We start from the raw sequence: 21,619 nt of genomic DNA on the forward strand, positions 1-21,619 counted from the left end.
TCATGCTCGAACTCGACTTTAGCCAGACGCTGGGCACCCACTGCCTGCAAATTCGCGAGACGCTTCCCGCCAGCGGCATCACCGCGGTTTTCGGCGTCTCAGGCGCGGGTAAAACCTCGCTGATTAACGCCATTAGCGGCCTGACGCGCCCGCAGCAGGGGCGCATCGTGCTTAACGGTAGAGTGCTTAATGATGTTGAAAAACGTATCTGCCTGGCGCCGGAAAGACGCCGTATTGGCTACGTTTTTCAGGACGCTCGCCTGTTCCCGCACTATAAGGTGCGCGGCAATCTGCAATATGGCATGGCGAAGAATATGGCGGCGCAGTTTGACAAGCTGGTGGCGCTGCTCGGCATTGCGCCGCTGCTTGACCGCCTGCCGGGCGGTCTCTCCGGCGGAGAAAAACAGCGGGTGGCGATTGGCCGGGCGCTGCTTACCGCCCCGGAACTGCTGCTGCTGGATGAGCCGCTGGCGTCGCTGGATATCCCGCGCAAGCGCGAACTATTGCCCTATTTGCAGCGTCTGGCGCGCGAAATCAATATCCCGATGCTGTACGTCAGCCACTCTCTGGATGAGATTCAGCATCTGGCGGATAACGTCCTGGTGCTGGAAGCGGGGAAAGTCAAAGCCTTTGGTTGCCTGGAAGAGGTGTGGAGCAGTAGCGTAATGCACCCCTGGCTTCCCCAGGATCAGCAAAGCACTATCCTGAACGTAACCGTCGCCGCTCAGCATCCGCGGTATGCCATGACCGCGCTGGCGCTGGGCGATCGGCAGATATGGGTCAACCGGCTCGACAGGCCGCAGGGCGAAAGCGCGCGGATCCGCATTCAGGCCTCGGACGTTTCTCTGGTGCTGCAGCCCGCTCAGCAAACCAGTATCCGCAACATTTTGCCCGCGCAGGTCATGCAGTGTATTGAAAGCCATGGCCAGGTTGAGGTCAGGCTGGAGATTAGCGGCCGTACGCTATGGGCGCGCATCAGCCCCTGGGCTCGCGATGAGTTGGGGGTTGTCCCAGGCCAGCGGCTGTATGCGCAGATAAAAAGCGTGTCGATAGCCGCCTGATTACAACAGGTGGCGATAGATGTAGTCGGCGATGCTGGTGGTCTCGTTTTCGCCGATCACGACGTTGGCGCGCGCTTTGACGTCCTCCACCGCGTTGCCCATCGCCACGCCGGTACCGGCGGCTTCCAGCATGCTGAGGTCGTTATAATTGTCGCCGAAAGCGATAACATCCTGCATCGACAGCCCCTGCGACGCGACCCACTGGGCCAGGCGTTTGCCTTTGCTGTTGCCTTCCCTGGCAATATCCACCTGATCGTGCCACGACCATTCGCATTCCAGACCCAGCGTCTGGCCAACATGTTGGGCAAAGCGCTGTAGTTTTGCGGTGTCTTCATCGGTCAGGGCAAATTTCCACACGGCCTTGACTTCACGGGCCGCCTGCGCCAGAGAATCGACCTGAGTGAACACCGGACGCTGCTCGACGGGCAGCGACTGCGCCCAGTTGGCGGTGCGGATAACGTGCCCGGTCGGCTGCTCATACAGCATGGCGTCATCGACGTACATCAGACCGTGAATAGCGTGCTCGTTAAGCATTTCGGTCAGGCTCAGGGCTTTGTCTACCGGCATAGGATCGGACTCCAGAACCTTTTTTGCATGATAATCATACAAATAAGTGCCGTTACAGCAAATTGCAGGTGTATCCAGAGCCAGCGCCTGATAAAAAGGATGGATAGCGACGTGATGTCGACCGGTGACGACGATGATCTGATATCCCGCGTCTTTGGCGCGTGCCAGCGCGTCGAGCGAGGCGGGGAGAATGGTTTTTTTGCCGGTGAGTAGGGTGCCGTCTAAGTCCAGGGCAATCACGCGTGAGGTCATGTGTTGTTTCCGGTTAATGATGAAAAGTTAGCAGGCTATGATGGTACACCGCTGCGCCATTCGGGCAAACTTTTCAGCATCTACCGCTAAAGAGCCGATACACTTGATCTTTCAGGCTGCGAGGAGGCAACCTGAATAGCATGGTGTATGCATATTGTGTTTTTCAGGGTGCCGTTAGTCTGAAAAATGAAATTTCCACGTGCAGTGAGGAAGGAGTATTCATGAAACAAACCGTTTATACCGCCAGCCCGGAAAGCCAGCAGATCCACGTCTGGGATCTGGATCTTGCGGGGAAACTGACCCTGGTGCAGGTTGTCGATGCCCCCGGGCAGGTCCAGCCGATGGTGGTGAGCCCGAACAAAGAGTATCTCTACGTCGGCGTGCGTCCGGAGTTTCGCGTACTGGCCTACCGCATTGCGCCCGATAACGGCGCCCTGACCTTCGCTGGCGAAGCCCCGCTGCCGGGTAGCCCAACGCATATTTCTACCGATCATCAGGGGCGCTTTGTGTTTAGCGCGTCCTATAACGCAGGCTGCGTGAGCGTCACGCCGCTGGTGGACGGCCTGCCGCGAGAAGCGGTGGCGGTTGTCGAAGGGCTGGAAGGCTGCCATTCGGCAAATATCTCCCCGGACAATCGCACCCTGTGGGTGCCGGCGCTGAAGCAGGATCGTATCTGCCTGTTTACCCTGAGCGACGACGGTTTTCTCGCAGAGCAGGAGCCGGCTGAAGTGACCACCGTTGAAGGCGCAGGCCCGCGTCATATGGTGTTCCACCCGAACCAGCAGTACGGCTACTGCGTCAACGAACTGAACAGCTCCGTTGACGTCTGGGAGCTGAAAGATCCGCACGGCAAAATCGAGTGCGTACAGACCCTGGACATGATGCCGCCTGATTTCGCCGGCGTGCGCTGGGCGGCGGATATCCATCTGACCCCGGATGGCCGTCACCTCTACGCCTGCGATCGTACCGCCAGCATTATCACCATCTTCAGCGTCTCGGAAGACGGCAGCGTGCTGTCGATTGAAGGTTATCAGAATACCGAGACCCAGCCGCGCGGCTTTAACCTCGATCATAGCGGCAAATATCTGATCGCCGCCGGTCAGAAGTCGCATCATATCGCGGTGTATGAAATCGAAGGCGAGCAGGGGCTGCTAGAGGAAAAAGGGCGCTATGCCGTAGGCCAGGGCCCAATGTGGGTGGTGGTAAACGCTTACTAAACCCGCCGTGCGTGACAGAAACCTCGCCGCGGCGAGGTTTTTTTACGCCTGACGAAAGGGCTACTTCACCCGCATACGATACTCAATCATGCCGCTTTTTTCCGCGACCCAGTTATATAGACGCTGGCCCCGAAGGTTGGTCTCATGCGTATGCCAGTACAGGCTGGCCGAATGGCGTTTCCGCGCCTGCCGTTGAACGTACTCAATCAGTTGTTTACCGATATGCTGACCCCGGACGTCCGGATCAACGAATAAATCTTCCAGATAGCAATAGTCGCTTTCGGCCCAGGTGGAGCGGTGGAAGAGATAATGAACGAATCCTACTATCTTTCCCTCACGTTTTGCCACGGCGCAAAACATCGGTTCGACCGGATTTAAAAACCGACTCCAGGTCAGGCGCGTCACCTCCTCCGGAATGTCGACGTGATAAAACGTCTGGTAGCTTTTCCACAGCGGCAGCCACTGGGCAAAGTCGCTATCAGCTGCGGGGAGGAGGGTGATTTGCCCGTGATTAACGTCGCTATTTTGGCTATTCATGGCGGTTCCTTACTTTTATAAACCGGGATGGTCTTTACCTGCCGCTATGGTAGGCGCTCTTCTGGTTCCTAAAAAGTGACACTTTATGTATATTTATAGGGTCCACTTTTAGCTTAACGATCGCCATTGCCTCTATGCCAAAACCTATTGCACCGCTGTTTCAGGAACTGTTGCTCCCGCGCGGCGTTATCAAAGATCAGGTGTATCACGCCCTGCGTAACGCGATTCTGGATGGGCGCTTAACGGCGGGTTCAAAAATTCCCTCCAGCCGGGCGTTGGCAGAGATGATGGCGATCTCCAGGAATTCGGTTATCTCTGGTTTTGACCGCCTGATGGATGAGGGGTATCTGGTGACGCGTAAGGGCGCGGGCACCTTTGTCTGCGAACATATTCCGGATAGCGTCATTAGCGAGTATGAATCGTCGCCACAGCCGGAAACGGCAATAGCCGCCGCAGGGCCGCTTAATCCTGACGTTGCCGCATTGCTGCCATCATGGTCCGAGAGGGAAGAGAGCGGTGAAATGCGTCAGGTTTTTGCCGTCGGTATCGGCTGTACCGATCTCTTCCCGCATGCGTTATGGGGGCGGCTGCTGGGGCGCGTCTGGCGGCAATCGCGCCGCGAACTGGGGGCGCACGCCACGGCTTATGGATATCTACCTTTACGACAGGCGATTAGCCACTATATTCAGGCGACGCGCGGCGTAAATTGCCATGAAGATCGGGTTATTATTGTCAATGGTATTCAACAGGCGCTGGCCATTACCGCTCAGGTTTTACTGGAAAAGGGCGATGAAGTCTGGCTCGACGATCCCGGCTATAATGGCGCGCGCGGCGCATTCGCCGCCCGGGGAGCGGTGGTCCGGCCCGTTCGCGTTGACGGTGAAGGCATGGATATTCAGGATGGAATACGTCATTACCCGCAAGCTAAGCTGGTCTATACCGCGCCGTCGCATCAGTTCCCGCTCAGTGGAACGCTTAGCCTGCCAAGAAGGCTTGCTTTGCTGGAATGGGCGCAAGCCAATCGGGCGTGGATATTTGAAGATGATTACAACAGCGAATTCCGCTATGCCGCCCGCTCTTTACAGGCGTTGCAAGGGTTGGATAAACATCAGCGGGTCATCTATTCCGGTACCTTTTCTAAGATGATGTACCCCGAGTTTCGTCTGGGTTTTTTAGTGGTCCCTGAGCATTTGCGCGAACAGTTCGCCATGACGAAATATTACACCGATCTCTGTAGCGGATATCTGGAACAGGCCGTTCTGGCGCGTTTTATCCGCGAGGGACACTATGCCAGCCATGTTCGTCGTATCCGTAAAGCCTGTTTTGAGCGAAAAAGCGCGCTGGAGGCGGCGATTGAGCGCTATTTTGCCGGGCGCATGCGGGTGCATCCAACGGATTCGGGAGTGCATATCGTCTGCTGGTTAGCGGATGGTCTAAAGGCAAAAGAGGTCGTCGCTAAGGCGCGCCAGATCGGTTTAGGCGTGCAGAGTTTTGAGCGATATTGCCAGCGGCCGATGTCGCGCGAGGGGGTTTTATTCGGTTTTGCCAACCATCCGCCAGAGGTGCTGCTCGACGGCGTTCGCCGCCTGGCCGGGGTGCTGTAGCGCAGTGATATCGGCGGTCTTTTCCTCGGGATGAATAACGTTGAGTGCCGGGTTAGCATACTTATCTTGATTTAAAACTCGCCCCGTTCAGATAATTGATCTGATGTCAGGGGGCGAGTTTTAAAAAAATGACACCGCGCGAGGATTTAACATATACCCGCCGCTTTGGTAATAAAATAATCCCTCGGTTCGCGATATGCGACTTCCCTGTTTAATGCGGAGCGGTTAATAAATTAGATATCATCCATGGTATAGCTGACGACGATTTCCAGAGTTTTGCGGATGACGTCCGCGGTTACCACGTCGCGGGTGGTCTCGAGAGCGGTAATTAACCACAGAATAATCGCCTTGTTGCTGAGATGTCCTTCAGACTCAAGAATACTGCTGATAGCCAGCGACATGACCGCGGATTCATCGATCAGCCTGTCGCCTGCGTTGCGGAAATATTCAGAGAGTGCGTTATCGTTCAGGCCTGCGTAAATATCCGGTTGCTGATGCATAGTCTGTCTCATCATATTCTCTACTATGTTAGTTAAAAGATTGACCGTGAAGGGTCAGTGGATTTTATTTGTACCAGGCCGCGGGGGAGAACCTAATAAAGCATTTTGTTCAGCCCAATTATTTTTAGCGCCTGAAGTACCCAGAGTTATTTTCTTACTACGGCGAGCTACCCTGTTACTGATTTCATCGATAATACGCCCCAGGGCGTTCCGCCGCTTTGAATCCATTTCTCCCGCCTGCATAGCCTGGAGTTTACCGATCAGCGCCTGTTGACTTATAGGCCCCTTACTTTTAAGTAGGGATAAGACCGCTTCTCCAATCAGTAAATCTGTTAATGGATCAAAATCATCGCTATTCATAACTGTATCTCTGATCATCGTCATCTCCATGACTGGGAATTTAGTCGCAAGCCGGTAATCCGTGTCAGATTCTGGCCCATCCCTTATATTTCCTCATTCAGTAACGACTTAAATCACCAGATAGCCGGCGGAACTTTTATTGCTGGTTCTCAAACAGGAGGCCGATCAGCGTTTGATAATGCATTTCTTCTTCAGACCCAGAAGCGACTTCAAGGCGACCCAGCAGTTTTGTACACAGAGATTTGCGATTGAGGTTCCGTCCTTCATTAAGGATATCCATAACAATCTGCCCTAATGTTTCCTGCTGCGAAGGCAGTGACGCTTTATTGAAGTAGTGGGCAATAGCGTTAGCCGTGTCAGGAATGTAACCGTTCTGCTGCATATGTGCTCCTGTCAGTTCAATCATCAGTAAACTTGCGATTAAAGTTATACAATGATCGTCAACTTGTACATAAAAAATGAAAAAAATATGTTAAGTTTTTTAATATTTTTTATAACTTATTGATTTTAAATGTATTTTAATCTTTGTTGTCGTAAGGGTATCGTCAGCATAAGATGTACGGCTTGTACAGGTGTACAGGTGTACAGGCAGGCAAGAATCGCAGTGAAATGAGTTGATTAATATAAATTATTTGTTAATAAGACCGGTTGTTTTACAGGACTTATTGCGGTGGAACTGCTACTGTAATATCTCATTAGTTTTTATCTCTTCTGTCGGAAATTTCATGCTCACTACCATCATTTATCGCAGCCATATCTGCGACAACGTGTCAATTAAATCGCTTGACAGCATGGTTGCTGAAGCAAATGTAAAAAATGGCCAGGAAGAGGTGTCGGGTATTTTGCTTTTTAACGGCACCCATTTTTTTCAATTATTAGAAGGGCCTGAAGAGAAGGTCGAGGGAATTTATCGCCGTATCTGCACAGACCCGCGGCACCATAATCTTGTTGAACTACTCAGGGATCATGGTCCGACGCGGCGCTTTGGCAAAATAGGTATGGAACTCTTTGATTTACGAGAGTATGACCGCGATGAAGTGCTGCAGGTTGTGCTGGATAAAGGGACCACGAAATATCAACTCACCTATGACGACAGAGCGCTCCATTTTTTCCGTACCTTCGTGGAAGCAACGGAAAAGGAGAACTATTACGAGATTCCAGCGGCCGAAAGCTGGGATTTTGTGACGGAAGGGGAAGCCTCGTATCCTGATACGCCGCTGGCGCGGGCCGAATGCAGTTTCGCGTTCCAGCCGGTTATCGACCCGTTTGCGAAAGAGATCGTCTCCGTGGAAGCGCTGCTGCGTACTCCTTCCGGCGAATCGCCGGCGGTCTATTTTGATGGGCTGTCGCGAGAGGAAATGTACTCGACGGACCTCCTCAGCAAGCGTATTGCCTTTGCTATGGCGGGACGTCTGCGCCTGCGTGGACGCACTCTGTCGATTAACCTGCTACCGATGACGTTGGTTAATATTCCCGGGGCTGTCGAATTTCTGCTGACGGAAATTGAATCCAATGGTTTGATTCCAGAACAAATTATCGTGGAATTCACCGAGAGTGAAGCCATTTCCCGCGTTGATGAATTCACCGATTCCGTACGAAAGCTCAAGTCCGCGGGAATTCGCGTGGCGATCGATCACTTTGGCGCCGGATTTGCCGGGCTTTTGCTGCTGGCCCAGTTTCAGCCGGACCGCATTAAGATTAATCGCCAATTGGTTAAAGATATCCATAAGCACGGCCCAAAACAGGCCATCGTGCAGGCCATTATTAAATGCTGTAATTCGCTGGAAATCGCCATTTCAGCGGTGGGCGTTGAGCAGCCGGAGGAGTGGATGTGGCTGGAGTCCGCGGGCATTATCCATTTCCAGGGTAATTTATTTGCCAGACCGTGTCTGGGGGGAATTCCCGCGGTAGCATGGCCTGAGAAAAAAACAGCGTGGGAGCTTCTTTAAATTTTTTCTGCGGTGGAGTGCATGTTTACGTAAAAAAACGTAGTGAACGGTAAAATAATTATTCTTTTTTGACCTGTACATTGGCGTCCGACCTGTTTATTTTAACTGTACAAGAAAAGTTAATTGTACAACCTGGCTAAATTAGTTAATTTAGTCGGGAAAGTATTTTCAGGTTAGAGGGCGCTAATGGCATATTACAGCATCGGTGAAGTTGCCGAACGTTGCGGAATCAACCCCGTGACTTTGCGTGCATGGCAGCGGAGATATGGTTTGCTCAAGCCGCAGAGAAGCGAGGGAGGGCACCGCCAGTTTGACGAGGAGGACGTTCAGCGCATTGAGGAAATCAAACGCTGGATCGATCGGGGGGTTTCGGTTGGCAAGGTAAAGGCGCTACTGGAAGGCCAGCAGCCTGAATCGCACGACGCAGCCGTTCTGCTCCAGGAAGAGATGATGTCTCTTCTGCGACTTGTACAGCCCGCGAAATTACGTACCCGCATCATGTCTCTCAGCCATGAATATCCCGTAGATAAACTTATTGACCGGCTTTTTGTCCCGGTGCGCAGCAAGCTCAATCTCGATCAGAACACCTCCCTGGCCATCATCAGTATGCTGGACGGTATCCTGATTGATTGCGTGGCGCTTATTCTTGCGGAGTCGCGCAAAAAGGTGGGTAAAGAGACCCTGCTGGTTGGCTGGGGAAACGAAGATCGTACCCGGTTGTGGCTGGAAGCGTGGCGTTTATCGCAGCGCGCCTGGCACGTCAACGTGCTGGCAGAGCCGCTTGACTCTCCCCGCCCGGAATTATTCCCCGGACAGCATATTTTTGTCTGGACTGGCCGCGCGCTGACCCCTTTGCAGGCAGAATTACTGAGCCACTGGCAAAGCCAGGGCTACACTATCGAGTTTCACGGAGAGTAAGCGAGAGAGGGGGTTAGCAGCGGAACATTTTTAGAGATGTTATTCCGCCGCTTGTCTTCCCGATGCGTGACCAGGTTGGCCGTTCGGTAAACTGTCAGAAATTGCGCTGGGTCCAGGCTTTAAATGTTTCGCTGCGGCTAATATTAAAAAAATCTGTCCGGCCCGAGCAGCCAAGTTTTTTAATTAAGGTCAGGCGAATTTGATAAATTGTTTTAATATGTAAATTCAGTGACTTCCCTATATTTACCATCGCTTCGCCATCGTTCATCAGACGAATCACTTCTTTTTCACGACTGGTAAAAATAATATTTTCTGATTCCCTGTCAGGCTTCTTACCGAACAAGGTAGGGCGGAGAATAAAAGATTTTATCTCAGCCGGCGTGGCGCGCGCAGGAATTCTGTACATCGGCAGCTCGCTCAGAAAGTTTAAATCATTGCCATCGGTGAGCAGGACAAAACGAACTCTTTTGCGATCATAATGATGATTGAGCACCGCATAATAGTTATCGCTGGTGAAAAAGACATATTTTCCATGAAAACAGCCTGGTGATAACGAATCCAGTACCAGCTGTAATCCTTGACGAAGAAGGTTATTGTTAATCCAAAGATCGTAATGATTAAAAAAGTGACCTTGCTTGTCGTTGTTCATTTGTCCTCCGAGGCAGAAATGTTAATGCTGGCTTAATTTAACAAATCACATATCACGCTTAGTGATGACTTTTGGCGCGTAGCATATGCAGCGTTTGGATATATAAGTCGGCGAGAATTTCATTTTTCTCGATATTCAGGCGACGCTGCACCTCAACGATTAAACGATCGTGGCTGACGGCTTCACTCTGCGTCTGGGCCTGCACCATATGTTCGATATTTTTCAGCAAAGCCGAGTTTGCAATAAACTCTGCGGGAATGGTGTTTTTAGTCTGCATGGTATATCTCGAGTCATATTAGGCAATAAATCACCAAACAAAGATGTGGATAGCCATCATCTTTGCGATACGGTTCTTCACCATCTCAAAGGAAATGGTGCGCATTTTTTTAAATCATAAGAATGCTGTAATGCAGGATTTAAAACTTACGTAATAACTATAGTCACGATTTTCAGGATGTACAATTTTTACGAATTAATTTTGTACATTTAGTTTGTTTTTTTAACACCTCATAATAAAGCATTGTTTTTATTAGTTATTATTTGTAAAGATAATGTGAAAAACTTGTACATAGCGGCGTTCTGCGGCGAACGGGCGGTCGTGTCGATGATGGCGCGCGGGTGAGGGCGATGGAGAAGGGAGAGGGTAAACCAGAAAGACAAAGGGGGAAGGGCTCCCCCTTTCGGTTTGAGCGTTACTGCTTCGGCTCTGCGACGACAACGCTTCCCACGCCGCGGTTGTTGTATTCCCACATGCGGTTGAAGTTCGCGTCGTTCAGGTTACGCTGCGGGTTGCCTTTGGCATCCGCGGTACCGGTGTTGCCGCTAAACGGACGGTTAGAAGCGACGGCATCAGCCCACGGTTTGGCAACATTAAAGCCTTCATTAATGACGCTATCGCGAATCACGACCTGGCCGTTGGTGTTGCCGTCAACGTCCAGAGAACGGCCCAGCTGCGCGACGTTATCGCCGGAAGCGGTAAAGCGGCTGTTCACCGCGAGGAAGCCGTAGGTCACGCTCTTAAGGGTCGCCGGAGCAAAAACGTAACCCTCTTTCTGGGTGCGTGAGTTGACCACGCGGAAGTCGGTATTATCGAACACCACCGCCCCACGGCCGGAAACGATGTCGACGTCGCCTTCTATATAGCTGTTACTGACCAGCGTACGGGTCTGACGGTTATCCTGCAGGCGGTTTTGTACGCCGCTGTTGGTCACGAAAAAGGTGTTCTGGCGGCCAAGGATGTTCACGTTGTTAATCTGCACCCGATCGCCATCGCTACGCAGCGCCACGGCCTGATGGGTGCCCGCGTCTACGCTGTCGCCGAGGTTGTTGGCGATAGTCAGGTTCTGCAGCTGGAGATCGTTGTTCTGCGACCAGAAAACCGCTGAGCACATCACACCAATGGTGGCGGTACGTTTGTTCTGGCAGCTGTCGTACATATACCAGGCCGGTTTACCCGGCATATATTTACCGCCCGGATTAACCTGATGACGCCAGGAGACCGGATCCATTTCTGAATCAATTGCGGCGCTAATTTTTACGTCAATCGGCTTCTCGCCGGTGCCGTACAGGGTCAGCGCGCCGGGTGCCGCCGGCACGTAGACGGTGCCGGCATATTCGCCCGGCATAATGGCGATAAACTGGCGACGATTAGAATGGCGGGTAATCGCTGCATCCACCGCGGCCTGAATGGTGGTGTGGGTTACCCCCTGGGTACCCGCAGGCCCAACGACAAAATCCGGCTGCGCCGGGAGGCTGATGGCGGACGGCGTCCACGCAGCGGCGTTCGGATCGAGAGACTGGAAATAGCTCGCCGGTAAAAAGTTCTTCGCCTCATCGGCGGTTAAAACAGGACGAGAGGCCGTGCCCGGCGCAGTCTGCGTTGAGGGCTGTTGATCGGCAGGCGTCGAACTACAGGCGGACAACGTCACGCCAAAGGCCAGCGCCAGCGCCAGGCGGGAAACGGAATATGTGTTCATATTGCTCCGGGCAAGAATAAATTAAGAGGATAAGTCCTTTAAAGCCTGCTGTTTTATACCAACTTAAACGAAACGGGAAGATGTAGCGCAAAAAAGTTGTTTCCTTTACATAGCGAGCGGCTGGAATGGATCGCTTTTGATCACAAATAAATAACATTCGCCGCTGTCGGGTTGACATTTCGCGCGGGATCAAAATAAATGTCTATACAACCCATGACAAGTTGACGGCTATGACACACACCCTTTCCGAACGCGTAATCTGGCGAAACGCCCGCCTTGCCACACTCGATCCCCGTTCCTCTCAGCCTTACGGGCTGCTGGATCATCATGCGCTGCTGGTACGCAACGGACGTATCGAAGCGATTGTGCCAGAAGGCGAGGCGCCCGCAGGGCAGAGTATTGACCTCGGCGGCAGACTGCTTACGCCGGGGCTGATTGATTGCCATACGCACCTGGTCTTCGGCGGCAGCCGGGCGCAGGAGTGGGAGCAGCGCCTCAACGGCGTCTCCTACCAGACCATTAGCGCCAACGGCGGCGGCATTAACGCGACCGTGCGCGCCACCCGCGATAGCAGCGAAGCCGAACTGCTGGCGCTGGCCCGGCAGCGGCTGGCTCGTCTGCTGCGCGAAGGCGTCACTACGCTCGAGATTAAATCCGGCTACGGGCTGGATCTCGCAAACGAGCGCAAAATGCTGCGGGTCGTACAGCAGCTTGCCGCGACGCATGCCGTCGAGGTTTCGCCAACGCTGCTCTCCGCCCACGCCACGCCGCCGGAATATAAAGGCGACCCGGACGGCTATATCAATCTGGTGTGTGAAACCATTCTACCCACGCTGTGGGAAGAGGGGCTATTTGAAAGCGTCGATGCCTTCTGCGAAAACGTTGGCTTTAGCCCGACGCAAACGGAACGGATTTACAGCACGGCCCAGGCATTGGGTATTCCGGTAAAAGGACACGTCGAGCAGCTCTCTTCGCTGGGCGGCGCCGAATTAGTGAGCCGCTATCACGGTCTTTCCGCCGACCATATCGAATACCTGACGCCGGAAGGCGTGGCGGCGATGAGCCGCAGCGGCACCGTGGCGGTGCTCCTGCCCGGCGCGTTCTATTTCCTTAACGAAACCCGCAGGCCGCCGGTTGAACTGCTGCGTGAATATCAGGTCCCGATGGCGGTGGCGACGGACTACAATCCCGGCACCAGCCCCTTTGCCAGCCTGCATCTGGCGATGAATATGGCCTGCGTGAAATTTGGCTTAACGCCGGAGGAGGCGTGGGCAGGCGTGACGCGTCATGCGGCGCAGGCGCTGGGCCGCCAGGCGAGCCACGGCCAGCTGGCGCCGGGCTTTGTTGCCGATTTCGCTATCTGGGATGCGGAGCATCCGGTGGAGATGGTTTATGAGCCCGGGCGCAGTCCGCTCTGGCAGCGCGTCGTTCGTGGAGAAATCGTATGAAGCTATGGCAACCTACCCCCGCCGCGCTTTGGCAGGGACGCGACGACAGCGCGGAGGCGGCCAACGCGCTGCGCCTGTTTCAGACTATCGTCCGGGCCGAGCGTTTTGAGCCGGAGATGCTGGCTGGCGACATTGCCCTGCTGGGATTCGCCTGTGATGAAGGGGTTCGGCGCAATAAAGGGCGCACCGGCGCTGAAAGGGGGCCGGAAACCCTGCGCCGGGCGCTGGCCAATATGGCCAGCCATGACGGACATGACCGCTGCGTGGATATGGGGACTATCCATGTGGCGGACGACGCGCTGGAGGCAGCGCAGCAGGCGCTGCGCGAAGCGGTAACCGCCTGCCAACGCGCGGGCAAGCGTACGCTGGTCCTCGGCGGCGGTCATGAGACGGCCTTCGGCCACGGCGCCGGGGTTCTGGACGCGTTTCCCGGGGAAGAGGTCGGCATTATTAATCTTGACGCGCATCTGGATTTACGTATCGCCGACCGGGCCAGCTCCGGTACGCCATTCCGTCAGCTGGCGCTGGCCTGCGAAGCGCAGCGGCGCGCTTTTCATTACGCCTGCATCGGCGTGAGCCGCGCCGCCAATACCCAGGCGCTGCTGGACGAGGCCGCCCGCCGCGGGGTGACGATTATCGAAGATCTCGATGTGCTTAACGCTTTCGAAGCGCGAGCGATCCCGGAACTCGCGCGTAATATCGCCCGCTACGATCGCCTGTATCTGACTATCGATCTCGACGTGCTGCCCGCGCGCGAAATGCCCGCCGTCTCCGCGCCTGCCGCGCTCGGCATCCCGTTGGCCACGCTGCTGCGCATCGTCGAGCCGCTGTGCCGCAGCGGTAAGCTCCAGGCGGTGGATCTGGTGGAGTTTAACCCGCAGTACGATATTGATAGCCAGGGAGCCCGCGCGGCAGCGCGTCTGGCGTGGCAAATCGCCCATTGGTGGCAGTAGCGATTCAGTATATTCTGGACGTTTCGCGCCCATTCGCACAAGGAAGCCCGGCCATGTTCTCATCGCAACCTCGTTCCGCGCCTGCGCCTTTCTATGAAAAGGTGAAACAGGCTATCAGCGAAAAGATCCACAGCGGCGTCTGGCGTCCGCACGATCGCATTCCTTCGGAGGCGGAACTGGTGGCGCAGTTTGGCTTTAGCCGGATGACCATCAATCGGGCGCTGCGCGAACTGACTGATGAAGGCCTGCTGGTGCGATTACAGGGGGTAGGGACGTTTGTCGCAGAGCCGAAAGGGCAGTCGGCGCTGTTTGAAGTGCGCAGCATCGCCGAAGAAATTGCCTCTCGTCATCATCAGCACCGCTGTGAAGTATTGCTGCTGGAGGAAACGCAGGCCGACCTGATTCAGGCCGCGGCGCTGAACGTGGCCGCCGGTACGCGGATTTTCCATTCGCTAATGGTGCATTTTGAAAACGACGTCCCGGTACAGATTGAGGACCGCTGCGTCAACGCCGCCGTGGTGCCGGACTATCTGCGTCAGGACTATACCGCCACCACGCCCCACGACTACCTGTCGCTCATCGCCCCGCTGACCGAAGGGGAGCATATTGTCGAGGCGGTGCAGGCAACGGCTGAGGAGTGCGCGCTGTTGCACATTCACGCGCACGACCCCTGTCTGCTGATCCGCCGCCGCACCTGGTCCACTACCCATATCGTCTCCCACGCGCGTCTGCTTTTCCCCGGCAGCCGCTACCGTCTGCAGGGCCATTTTGCTTCCTGATCTTCCTGCGCGTCGGCAAAACGTGATTGCTGACGCAATATAACAAAAATGTATCATTTGTGTTAAATCCTGGCTTGCGCATGCTTGTATAGACAAGTATATGTATCTACGTACACAACGTTAATTGTCAGGAGAAACCCCCGATGTCGCAAAGCAAATACCGCCAGCAGGACGTCCGTGCACCGCGTGGCACGACGCTAAATGCGAAGAGCTGGCTGACCGAAGCTCCGCTGCGTATGCTCATGAATAACCTCGATCCGGATGTCGCCGAAAACCCGCATGAGCTGGTGGTGTACGGCGGTATCGGGCGCGCGGCGCGCAACTGGGAATGCTACGACGCCATCGTGAAGGCGCTGAAAAACCTGGAGAGCGACGAAACCCTGCTGGTGCAGTCCGGTAAGCCGGTGGGCGTATTCAAAACCCATGAAAATTCGCCGCGGGTGCTGATCGCCAACTCCAACCTGGTGCCGCACTGGGCAACCTGGGAACACTTTAACGAACTGGATGCTAAAGGGCTGGCGATGTACGGTCAGATGACCGCCGGCAGCTGGATCTATATCGGCAGCCAGGGCATCGTGCAGGGCACCTATGAAACCTTCGTTGAAGCCGGGCGCCAGCACTACCAGGGCAGCCTGAAGGGGCGCTGGGTATTAACAGCAGGTCTGGGCGGCATGGGCGGCGCGCAGCCGCTGGCCGCGACCTTAGCGGGCGCCTGCTCGCTGAATATTGAATGCCAGCAGAGCCGTATCGATTTCCGCCTGCGTACCCGCTACGTTGACGAACAGGCGACGTCGCTGGATGACGCCCTGGCGCGCATCAAAAAATACACCGCCGAAGGCCGGGCGATCTCGATCGCCCTGTGCGGCAACGCGGCCGACATCGTGCCGGAAATGGTCAAGCGCGGCGTGCGCCCGGATATGGTGACCGATCAGACCAGCGCCCACGACCCGCTGCACGGCTATTTGCCGAAAGGCTGGAACTGGGAAGAGTACCAGGCTAAAGCCGAGTCGGACCCGCGGGGCACTATCCTGGCGGCGAAGCGCTCAATGGCTGACCACGTTCAGGCGATGCTGGCTTTCCACGACATGGGCGTACCGACGTTTGACTACGGGAATAACATTCGCCAGATGGCCCAGGAGATGGGCGTTGACAACGCGTTTGCTTTCCCCGGTTTTGTACCCGCCTATATCCGCCCGCTGTTCTGCCGCGGCATCGGCCCGTTCCGCTGGGTGGCCCTGTCCGGCGACCCGCAGGACATCTATAAAACCGACGCTAAAGTGAAAGAGATCGTTAAAGACGATAAGCACCTGCACCACTGGCTGGATATGGCGCGCGAGCGTATCAGCTTCCAGGGACTACCGGCGCGTATCTGCTGGGTAGGCCTCGAGTGGCGGCAGAAGCTGGGGCTGGCGTTTAACGAAATGGTGCGCAGCGGCGAACTCTCCGCGCCTATTGTCATTGGCCGCGACCACCTTGACTCCGGCTCCGTCGCCAGCCCGAACCGCGAAACGGAAGCGATGCGCGATGGTTCCGACGCCGTTTCCGACTGGCCGCTGCTCAACGCTTTGCTTAACACCGCCAGCGGCGCGACCTGGGTGTCGCTGCACCACGGCGGCGGGGTAGGGATGGGCTTTTCGCAGCACTCCGGCATGGTTATCGTCTGCGACGGTACCGATGAAGCGGCGGCGCGTATCGCCCGGGTGCTGCACAACGATCCGGCGACCGGCGTGATGCGCCATGCCGATGCGGGTTACGATATCGCGATTGAGTGCGCGACAGAACAAGGTTTGAATCTTCCGATGGTGGCAGCAACGCAGGGGCACGCTAAATGAACGCTTTAACACTGATTCCGGGTCAACTCAGCCTGTCGCAGCTGCGCGACGTCTACAGTCAGCCGCTAAAGCTCGCCCTCGACGAAAGCGCGTTCGCGGCGATTGATGACAGCGTCGCCTGCGTTAACGCCATTCTGGCGGAAGGCCGCACCGCCTACGGCATCAACACCGGTTTTGGCCTGCTGGCGCAAACCCGCATCTCTACCGAAGACCTGGAAAACCTGCAGCGCTCGCTGGTGCTGTCGCACGCGGCGGGAGTAGGCGAACCGCTGGATGACGACCTCGCGCGTCTGATTATGGTGCTGAAAATTAACAGCCTGTCGCGCGGTTTTTCCGGGATTCGCCTGAGCGTGATCCAGGCGCTGATTGGCCTGGTCAACGCGGGCGTGACGCCGTGGATCCCAGCGAAGGGATCGGTCGGCGCGTCCGGCGATCTCGCGCCGCTGGCGCATATGTCCTTAACCCTGCTTGGCGAAGGGAAAGCGCGGGTGCGCGGCGGGGAGTGGCTGCCGGCGACGGAAGCGCTGCGTCAGGCGGGGCTTGAGCCGATTACTCTGGCGGCGAAAGAGGGGTTGGCGCTGCTCAACGGCACCCAGGCCTCGACGGCGTTTGCCCTGCGCGGCCTGTTCGAAGCCGAAGATCTATTCTCTTCCGCGGTGGTCTGCGGGGCGTTAACCACCGAGGCGGCGCTCGGGTCGCGCCGGCCGTTTGACCCGCGCATTCATGAAGCGCGCGGCCAGCGCGGGCAGATTGACGCCGCGGCGCTCTATCGCCATCTGCTGACCGACGACAGCGCTATTTCCCAGTCGCACCATAACTGCACCAAGGTGCAGGACCCGTATTCTCTGCGCTGTCAGCCGCAGGTGATGGGGGCCTGCCTGACCCAGCTTCGCCAGGCGGCGGAGGTGCTGCTGGTGGAAGCCAACGCGGTATCCGACAACCCGCTGGTATTTGCCAGCGAGAATGACGTGATTTCCGGCGGTAACTTCCACGCCGAACCGGTGGCGATGGCGGCGGATAATATCGCGCTGGCGATTGCCGAGATCGGCTCGCTCTCCGAGCGCCGCATCGCCCTGATGATGGACAGCCATATGTCGCAGCTGCCGCCGTTCCTCGTGAAAAACGGCGGCGTCAACTCCGGCTTTATGATTGCCCAGGTGACGGCGGCGGCGCTGGCCAGCGAGAACAAAGCGCTGTCGCATCCGCACAGCGTGGACAGTCTGCCGACCTCCGCCAACCAGGAGGACCACGTTTCCATGGCGCCAGCCGCCGGGCGTCGCCTGTGGGCGATGGCGGAAAATACCCGCGGTGTGCTGGCCGTTGAGTGGCTGGCTTCCGTACAGGGGCTGGATATGCGCGAAGGCCTGACCAGTAGCCCGCTGCTGGAAGAGGCGCGGCACCTGCTGCGCGAACGGGTCACCCATTACACCGAGGATCGTTTCTTCGCCCCGGATATCGAAAACGCCATTGCGCTTCTGGCGGCGCGTCATCTGACGCGGCTGCTGCCCGCCGTGCTCTAAACCATCGCTGTTCTCTGTACCCGCGCCGGGAAGATCGCTTCTTCCCGGCCGCCCTACACGCATATTTGTCGTCGTATAAAAACTATCAGGACACTTGCATATGCAACAACAAAACAAGCCACACCTGCTGCGCGGGCTGAACGCCCGGCACATTCGTTTTATCGCGCTCGGCTCCGCCATCGGTACCGGGCTATTTTACGGCTCGGCATCGGCGATCAAAGCCGCGGGTCCGGCGGTACTGCTGGCCTATCTGATCGGCGGCGCGGCGGTGTTTATCGTGATGCGCGCGCTGGGGGAAATGGCGGTGCGTAACCCCGTTTCCGGCTCCTTCAGCAGCTACGCGCGCCAGTATCTTGGCCCGCTGGCGGGGTTTATCACCGGTTGGACCTACACTTTTGAAATGGTGATCGTCGCCCTCGCGGACGTTACCGCTTTCGGCATCTATATGGGGCTGTGGTATCCCGATGTTCCGCGCTGGATCTGGGTGCTGAGCATTATCTTTTTTATCGGCGCCATGAACCTGTGCAGCGTGCGCGTTTTTGGCGAGATGGAGTTCTGGCTGTCGTTGATTAAAGTGGTGGCGATTATCGCCATGATTGTGGCGGGCGGCAGTATTATTTTCTTCGGGTTCGGTAACGCTTTCCCGGCAACCGGGCTGGAGAACCTATGGAGCCATGGCGGCTTTGCCCCTAACGGCTGGGAGGGGATTATTGCCTCGCTCGGTATCGTGATGTTCGCCTTTGGCGGCGTCGAGATTATCGGCGTCACCGCGGCGGAAGCGAAGAATCCGCAGAAGGTGATCCCGCAGGCGATCAACACTATCCCGCTGCGTATCGTGCTGTTCTATGTCTGCACCCTGGCCATTCTGATGGCGATATTCCCGTGGAACAGCTTCGGCGAGCGGGGCAGTCCGTTCGTGCTGATTTTTGATGGTCTGGGTATTCCAGCGGCGGCCACCATCCTGAATATCATCGTCATCAGCGCCAGTATTTCGGCGATCAACAGCGATATTTTCGGCGCGGGGCGCATGATGTACGGTATGGCGAAAGAGGGGCTGGCGCCGAAGAGCTTCCAGCGTATCGCCAGCAACGGCGTGCCGTGGATGACGGTGGTGGTGATGGGCGTGGCGCTGCTGGCGGCGGTGGTGTTGAACTACCTGATGCCGGAGCAGGTGTTTGTGCTGATTGCCTCACTGGCGGCCTTCGCGACGGTATGGGTCTGGGTGATGATCCTGCTGGCTCACTTTGCGATGCGTCGCGGCCTGTCCGCTGAAGAGCGCGGCAATATCGCGTTCCCGGTGCCGTTGTGGCCGGTTGCCCCGCTGCTGACGCTGCTGTTTATGGGGCTGGTCATCGCGGTGCTGGGAATGGTGGAGGAGACGCGGATTGCGCTGATCGCCGGTCTGGTATGGCTTGGACTGCTGACGGCGGTGTGGTTTGCGCGTGTGCGCAAAAACGCCGTACTGGCGGTAACAGAGTAGTTATTGTTTTGGTTTTCCCGGGTTGCGGCTGACGCCTTACCCGGGCTACCCAATCGCACTCACCTGTAGCCCGGATAAGGCGTTTACGCCGCAATCCGGGATCGTTAGCTAAACAGGGCGGTAATCGATGCGCTGCCGAGGCTGTGGAAATGGACGTTAAAGCCGACCATCGCGCCGCTTGCGCCCTCATCGACGGCAATCTTTTCGACGTCCAGCGCGTGGACGGTAAAGATATAGCGATGGGTCTCGCCCTTTGGCGGCGCCGCGCCGCCGTATCCGGCCTGGCCAAAATCGGTGCGGGTCTGAATCGCTTCTTCGGGCAGTTCCGCCTGTCCGGAGCCCGCCCCCTGCGGTAGCACGCGGGTATCGGCCGGCAGGTTGGCCACCACCCAGTGCCACCAGCCGGAGCCGGTCGGCGCATCGGGATCGAAACAGGTCACCACAAAGCTTTTGGTTCCGGCCGGGACATCGTCCCACGCCAGATGCGGCGAAATATTATCGCCATCGTAGCCCATGCCGTTGAAGACATGACGATTGGGCAGCTTCTCGCCATCCTGCAAATCATGACTGATTAATTTCATCGTCTTTCCTCGCATTAATTCACTGATTAGCAAAGAAGTGTAGCGCGTGAGCCGCGCCTTTACCGTCTCTTATTCGCTAAAAAATGTTTCATCCTGAACAGCGATGTTAACCGCCCGCGTCAGGCGGCTCAGCTGCTCCGGCGTAATGATGTACGGCGGCATCAGGTAGATCAGGCGACCGAACGGGCGGATCCACACGCCTTGCTCGACGAAAAAGCGCTGCAGGGCGGCCATGTTGACCGATCGATGCGTCTCGACCACGCCAATCGCTCCCAGTACCCGCACGTCGGCAACCTGCTCTGATTCGCGCGCCGGCGCCAGCTCGGCGTTGAGCTGCGCTTCAATGGCCGCCACCTGCTGCTGCCATTCGCCGCTTTCCAGCAGGCGCAGGCTCTCGGTCGCCACCGCGCAGGCCAGCGGGTTACCCATAAAGGTCGGGCCGTGCATAAAGCAGCCGGCTTGACCGTCGCTGATGGTTTCCGCCACCTGACGGGTGGTGAGGGTGGCGGAGAGCGTCATGGTGCCGCCGGTCAGCGCTTTGCCGAGGCACAGAATATCCGCCGCGATACCCGCGTGCTCGCAGGCGAACAGCTTACCCGTCCGGCCAAAGCCGGTGGCAATCTCATCGGCAATCAGCAGAATGCCTTCGCGATCGCACATCTTGCGGATCCGCCTGAGCCACTCGGGATGGTACATCCGCATGCCGCCCGCGCCCTGGACAATCGGCTCGAGGATCACCGCGGCGATTTCATGACGATGGGCGGTCATCAGTCGGGCGAACGGCACGATATCCCGCTCATCCCACTCGCCGTCAAAGCGGCTTTGCGGCGCCGGGGCGAAGAGATTATCGGGTAAATAACCCTGCCACAGGCTGTGCATTGAGTTCGCCGGATCGCAGACTGACATCGCGCCGAAGGTATCGCCATGATAGCCGTTGCGGAAGGTGAGAAAGCGCCGGCGCGGGTCGCCCTTCGCCTGCCAGTACTGAAGCGCCATTTTCATCGCCACTTCAACGGCGACGGAACCGGAATCGGCGAGGAATACGCACTCAAGGCTTTCCGGCGTCATCGCCACCAGCTGGCGGCACAGGGCGATCGCGGGAGGGTGAACGATCCCGCCGAACATCACGTGCGACATCTGCTCAATCTGCGCTTTCATCGCCGCGTTCAGCCGCGGGTGGTTGTAGCCGTGAATGGCCGCCCACCAGGACGACATGCCGTCAACCAGCTGCCCGCCGTCGGCGAGGGTCAGCTCACAGCCGTGGGCGGCCACCACCGGATAGACCGGCAGCGGCGAAGTCATTGAAGTGTAAGGGTGCCAGATGTGGCGCCGATCGAAAGCGAGATCGTCCATTGTCATAATCGACTTGTAAACCATTTTGAAAACATTTAGGTTTACGAGTATAAACCGAACCGACAATTAACAAAACCCTTTGG

At 56.6% G+C, this 21,619-nt stretch carries 21 protein-coding genes; 11 read left to right on the forward strand and 10 right to left on the reverse strand.

Features of this window, described 5'->3' with window-relative positions; all coding sequences use genetic code 11:
• Window positions 1-2 precede the first annotated feature (2 nt).
• Window positions 3-1,061 (forward strand): molybdenum ABC transporter ATP-binding protein ModC, encoded by a 1,059-nt coding sequence (modC, locus tag BWI76_RS08655; RefSeq protein ID WP_004134983.1) that lies wholly within the window; start codon window positions 3-5, stop codon window positions 1,059-1,061.
• Here the strand turns inward: modC and BWI76_RS08660 are convergent, their stop codons facing one another.
• The gene (locus tag BWI76_RS08660; RefSeq protein ID WP_004134981.1) at window positions 1,062-1,880 is read right to left on the reverse strand and encodes a pyridoxal phosphatase; all 819 of its coding nucleotides are present in this window, start codon (window positions 1,878-1,880) and stop codon (window positions 1,062-1,064) included.
• A gap of 221 nt (window positions 1,881-2,101) precedes the next feature.
• Here BWI76_RS08660 and pgl point away from each other — a divergent pair, with 221 nt between their 5' ends.
• The gene (gene pgl / locus BWI76_RS08665; protein WP_049090105.1) at window positions 2,102-3,097 is read left to right on the forward strand and encodes a 6-phosphogluconolactonase; all 996 of its coding nucleotides are present in this window, start codon (window positions 2,102-2,104) and stop codon (window positions 3,095-3,097) included.
• Between the two features lie 60 nt (window positions 3,098-3,157).
• Here pgl and BWI76_RS08670 read toward each other — a convergent pair whose 3' ends face one another.
• Complete coding sequence (locus tag BWI76_RS08670) at window positions 3,158-3,634, reverse strand: GNAT family N-acetyltransferase (RefSeq protein ID WP_004134978.1); 477 nt, start codon at window positions 3,632-3,634, stop codon at window positions 3,158-3,160.
• 134 nt (window positions 3,635-3,768) lie between these two features.
• Between BWI76_RS08670 and BWI76_RS08675 the strand changes: the two genes are divergently transcribed.
• Window positions 3,769-5,238 carry a PLP-dependent aminotransferase family protein gene (locus BWI76_RS08675; protein ID WP_049090104.1) on the forward strand — a complete coding sequence of 490 codons (1,470 nt, stop codon included), beginning with the start codon at window positions 3,769-3,771 and terminating at the stop codon, window positions 5,236-5,238.
• A 233-nt stretch (window positions 5,239-5,471) separates the two neighbouring features.
• On the opposite strand, the gene BWI76_RS08680 is transcribed toward BWI76_RS08675, so the two are convergent.
• From BWI76_RS08680 to ycgZ, 3 genes are all read right to left on the reverse strand, one after another.
• On the reverse strand, window positions 5,472-5,738 hold the full coding sequence (locus BWI76_RS08680) for a biofilm development regulator YmgB/AriR family protein (protein ID WP_004134971.1): 267 nt from the start codon (window positions 5,736-5,738) through the stop codon (window positions 5,472-5,474).
• A gap of 54 nt (window positions 5,739-5,792) precedes the next feature.
• Entirely contained in the window at window positions 5,793-6,116 is a 324-nt protein-coding gene (locus BWI76_RS08685) for a hypothetical protein (RefSeq protein ID WP_004134969.1), read from the reverse strand.
• Window positions 6,117-6,234: 118 nt separating this feature from the next.
• On the reverse strand, window positions 6,235-6,480 hold the full coding sequence (ycgZ, locus tag BWI76_RS08690; RefSeq protein ID WP_004134967.1) for a regulatory protein YcgZ: 246 nt from the start codon (window positions 6,478-6,480) through the stop codon (window positions 6,235-6,237).
• Window positions 6,481-6,823: 343 nt separating this feature from the next.
• Here ycgZ and BWI76_RS08695 point away from each other — a divergent pair, with 343 nt between their 5' ends.
• Together BWI76_RS08695 and BWI76_RS08700 are read left to right on the forward strand one after the other, a co-directional pair.
• Window positions 6,824-8,047 (forward strand): diguanylate phosphodiesterase, encoded by a 1,224-nt coding sequence (locus BWI76_RS08695; RefSeq protein WP_004134964.1) that lies wholly within the window; start codon window positions 6,824-6,826, stop codon window positions 8,045-8,047.
• Window positions 8,048-8,233: 186 nt separating this feature from the next.
• The gene (locus tag BWI76_RS08700; protein WP_004134962.1) at window positions 8,234-8,965 is read left to right on the forward strand and encodes a MerR family transcriptional regulator; all 732 of its coding nucleotides are present in this window, start codon (window positions 8,234-8,236) and stop codon (window positions 8,963-8,965) included.
• A 94-nt stretch (window positions 8,966-9,059) separates the two neighbouring features.
• On the opposite strand, the gene BWI76_RS08705 is transcribed toward BWI76_RS08700, so the two are convergent.
• The 3 genes from BWI76_RS08705 to BWI76_RS08715 form a co-directional block, all read right to left on the reverse strand.
• Window positions 9,060-9,614, reverse strand: coding sequence for a LuxR C-terminal-related transcriptional regulator (locus tag BWI76_RS08705; protein WP_004134961.1), 555 nt, complete (start codon window positions 9,612-9,614; stop codon window positions 9,060-9,062).
• A gap of 58 nt (window positions 9,615-9,672) precedes the next feature.
• Complete coding sequence (locus tag BWI76_RS08710) at window positions 9,673-9,891, reverse strand: hypothetical protein (protein ID WP_004134960.1); 219 nt, start codon at window positions 9,889-9,891, stop codon at window positions 9,673-9,675.
• 415 nt (window positions 9,892-10,306) lie between these two features.
• Window positions 10,307-11,590: a putative acyl-CoA thioester hydrolase gene (locus BWI76_RS08715; RefSeq protein ID WP_004134959.1), complete on the reverse strand. Its 1,284-nt coding sequence runs from the start codon at window positions 11,588-11,590 to the stop codon at window positions 10,307-10,309.
• A 230-nt stretch (window positions 11,591-11,820) separates the two neighbouring features.
• Here BWI76_RS08715 and hutI point away from each other — a divergent pair, with 230 nt between their 5' ends.
• The 6 genes from hutI to BWI76_RS08745 all read left to right on the forward strand — a co-directional run bounded on the left by hutI (window position 11,821) and on the right by BWI76_RS08745 (window position 19,602).
• A complete protein-coding gene (hutI, locus tag BWI76_RS08720; RefSeq protein WP_004134958.1) occupies window positions 11,821-13,038 on the forward strand; it encodes an imidazolonepropionase in 1,218 nt (405 codons plus the stop codon).
• On the forward strand, window positions 13,035-13,991 hold the full coding sequence (gene hutG / locus BWI76_RS08725) for a formimidoylglutamase (RefSeq protein ID WP_049086684.1): 957 nt from the start codon (window positions 13,035-13,037) through the stop codon (window positions 13,989-13,991). The genes hutI and hutG overlap by 4 nt, the downstream gene beginning before the upstream one ends.
• A gap of 53 nt (window positions 13,992-14,044) precedes the next feature.
• Window positions 14,045-14,770 (forward strand): histidine utilization repressor, encoded by a 726-nt coding sequence (locus BWI76_RS08730; protein WP_004134948.1) that lies wholly within the window; start codon window positions 14,045-14,047, stop codon window positions 14,768-14,770.
• A gap of 143 nt (window positions 14,771-14,913) precedes the next feature.
• Window positions 14,914-16,602, forward strand: coding sequence for a urocanate hydratase (hutU, locus tag BWI76_RS28425; RefSeq protein WP_004134946.1), 1,689 nt, complete (start codon window positions 14,914-14,916; stop codon window positions 16,600-16,602).
• The gene (gene hutH / locus BWI76_RS08740) at window positions 16,599-18,122 is read left to right on the forward strand and encodes a histidine ammonia-lyase (RefSeq protein WP_024360149.1); all 1,524 of its coding nucleotides are present in this window, start codon (window positions 16,599-16,601) and stop codon (window positions 18,120-18,122) included. Before hutU ends, hutH begins: the two co-directional genes overlap by 4 nt.
• 100 nt (window positions 18,123-18,222) lie before the next feature.
• On the forward strand, window positions 18,223-19,602 hold the full coding sequence (locus BWI76_RS08745; protein WP_049086687.1) for an amino acid permease: 1,380 nt from the start codon (window positions 18,223-18,225) through the stop codon (window positions 19,600-19,602).
• A 104-nt stretch (window positions 19,603-19,706) separates the two neighbouring features.
• Here BWI76_RS08745 and BWI76_RS08750 read toward each other — a convergent pair whose 3' ends face one another.
• Window positions 19,707-20,183, reverse strand: a complete 477-nt coding sequence (locus tag BWI76_RS08750; protein WP_004132457.1) for a kinase inhibitor — start codon at window positions 20,181-20,183, stop codon at window positions 19,707-19,709.
• Between the two features lie 69 nt (window positions 20,184-20,252).
• Window positions 20,253-21,542, reverse strand: a complete 1,290-nt coding sequence (bioA, locus tag BWI76_RS08755; RefSeq protein WP_064371854.1) for an adenosylmethionine--8-amino-7-oxononanoate transaminase — start codon at window positions 21,540-21,542, stop codon at window positions 20,253-20,255.
• Between the last annotated feature and the right edge of the window lie 77 nt (window positions 21,543-21,619).

This window comes from Klebsiella sp. M5al, assembly GCF_002090195.1.
GTDB classification, from domain to species: domain Bacteria; phylum Pseudomonadota; class Gammaproteobacteria; order Enterobacterales; family Enterobacteriaceae; genus Klebsiella; species Klebsiella grimontii.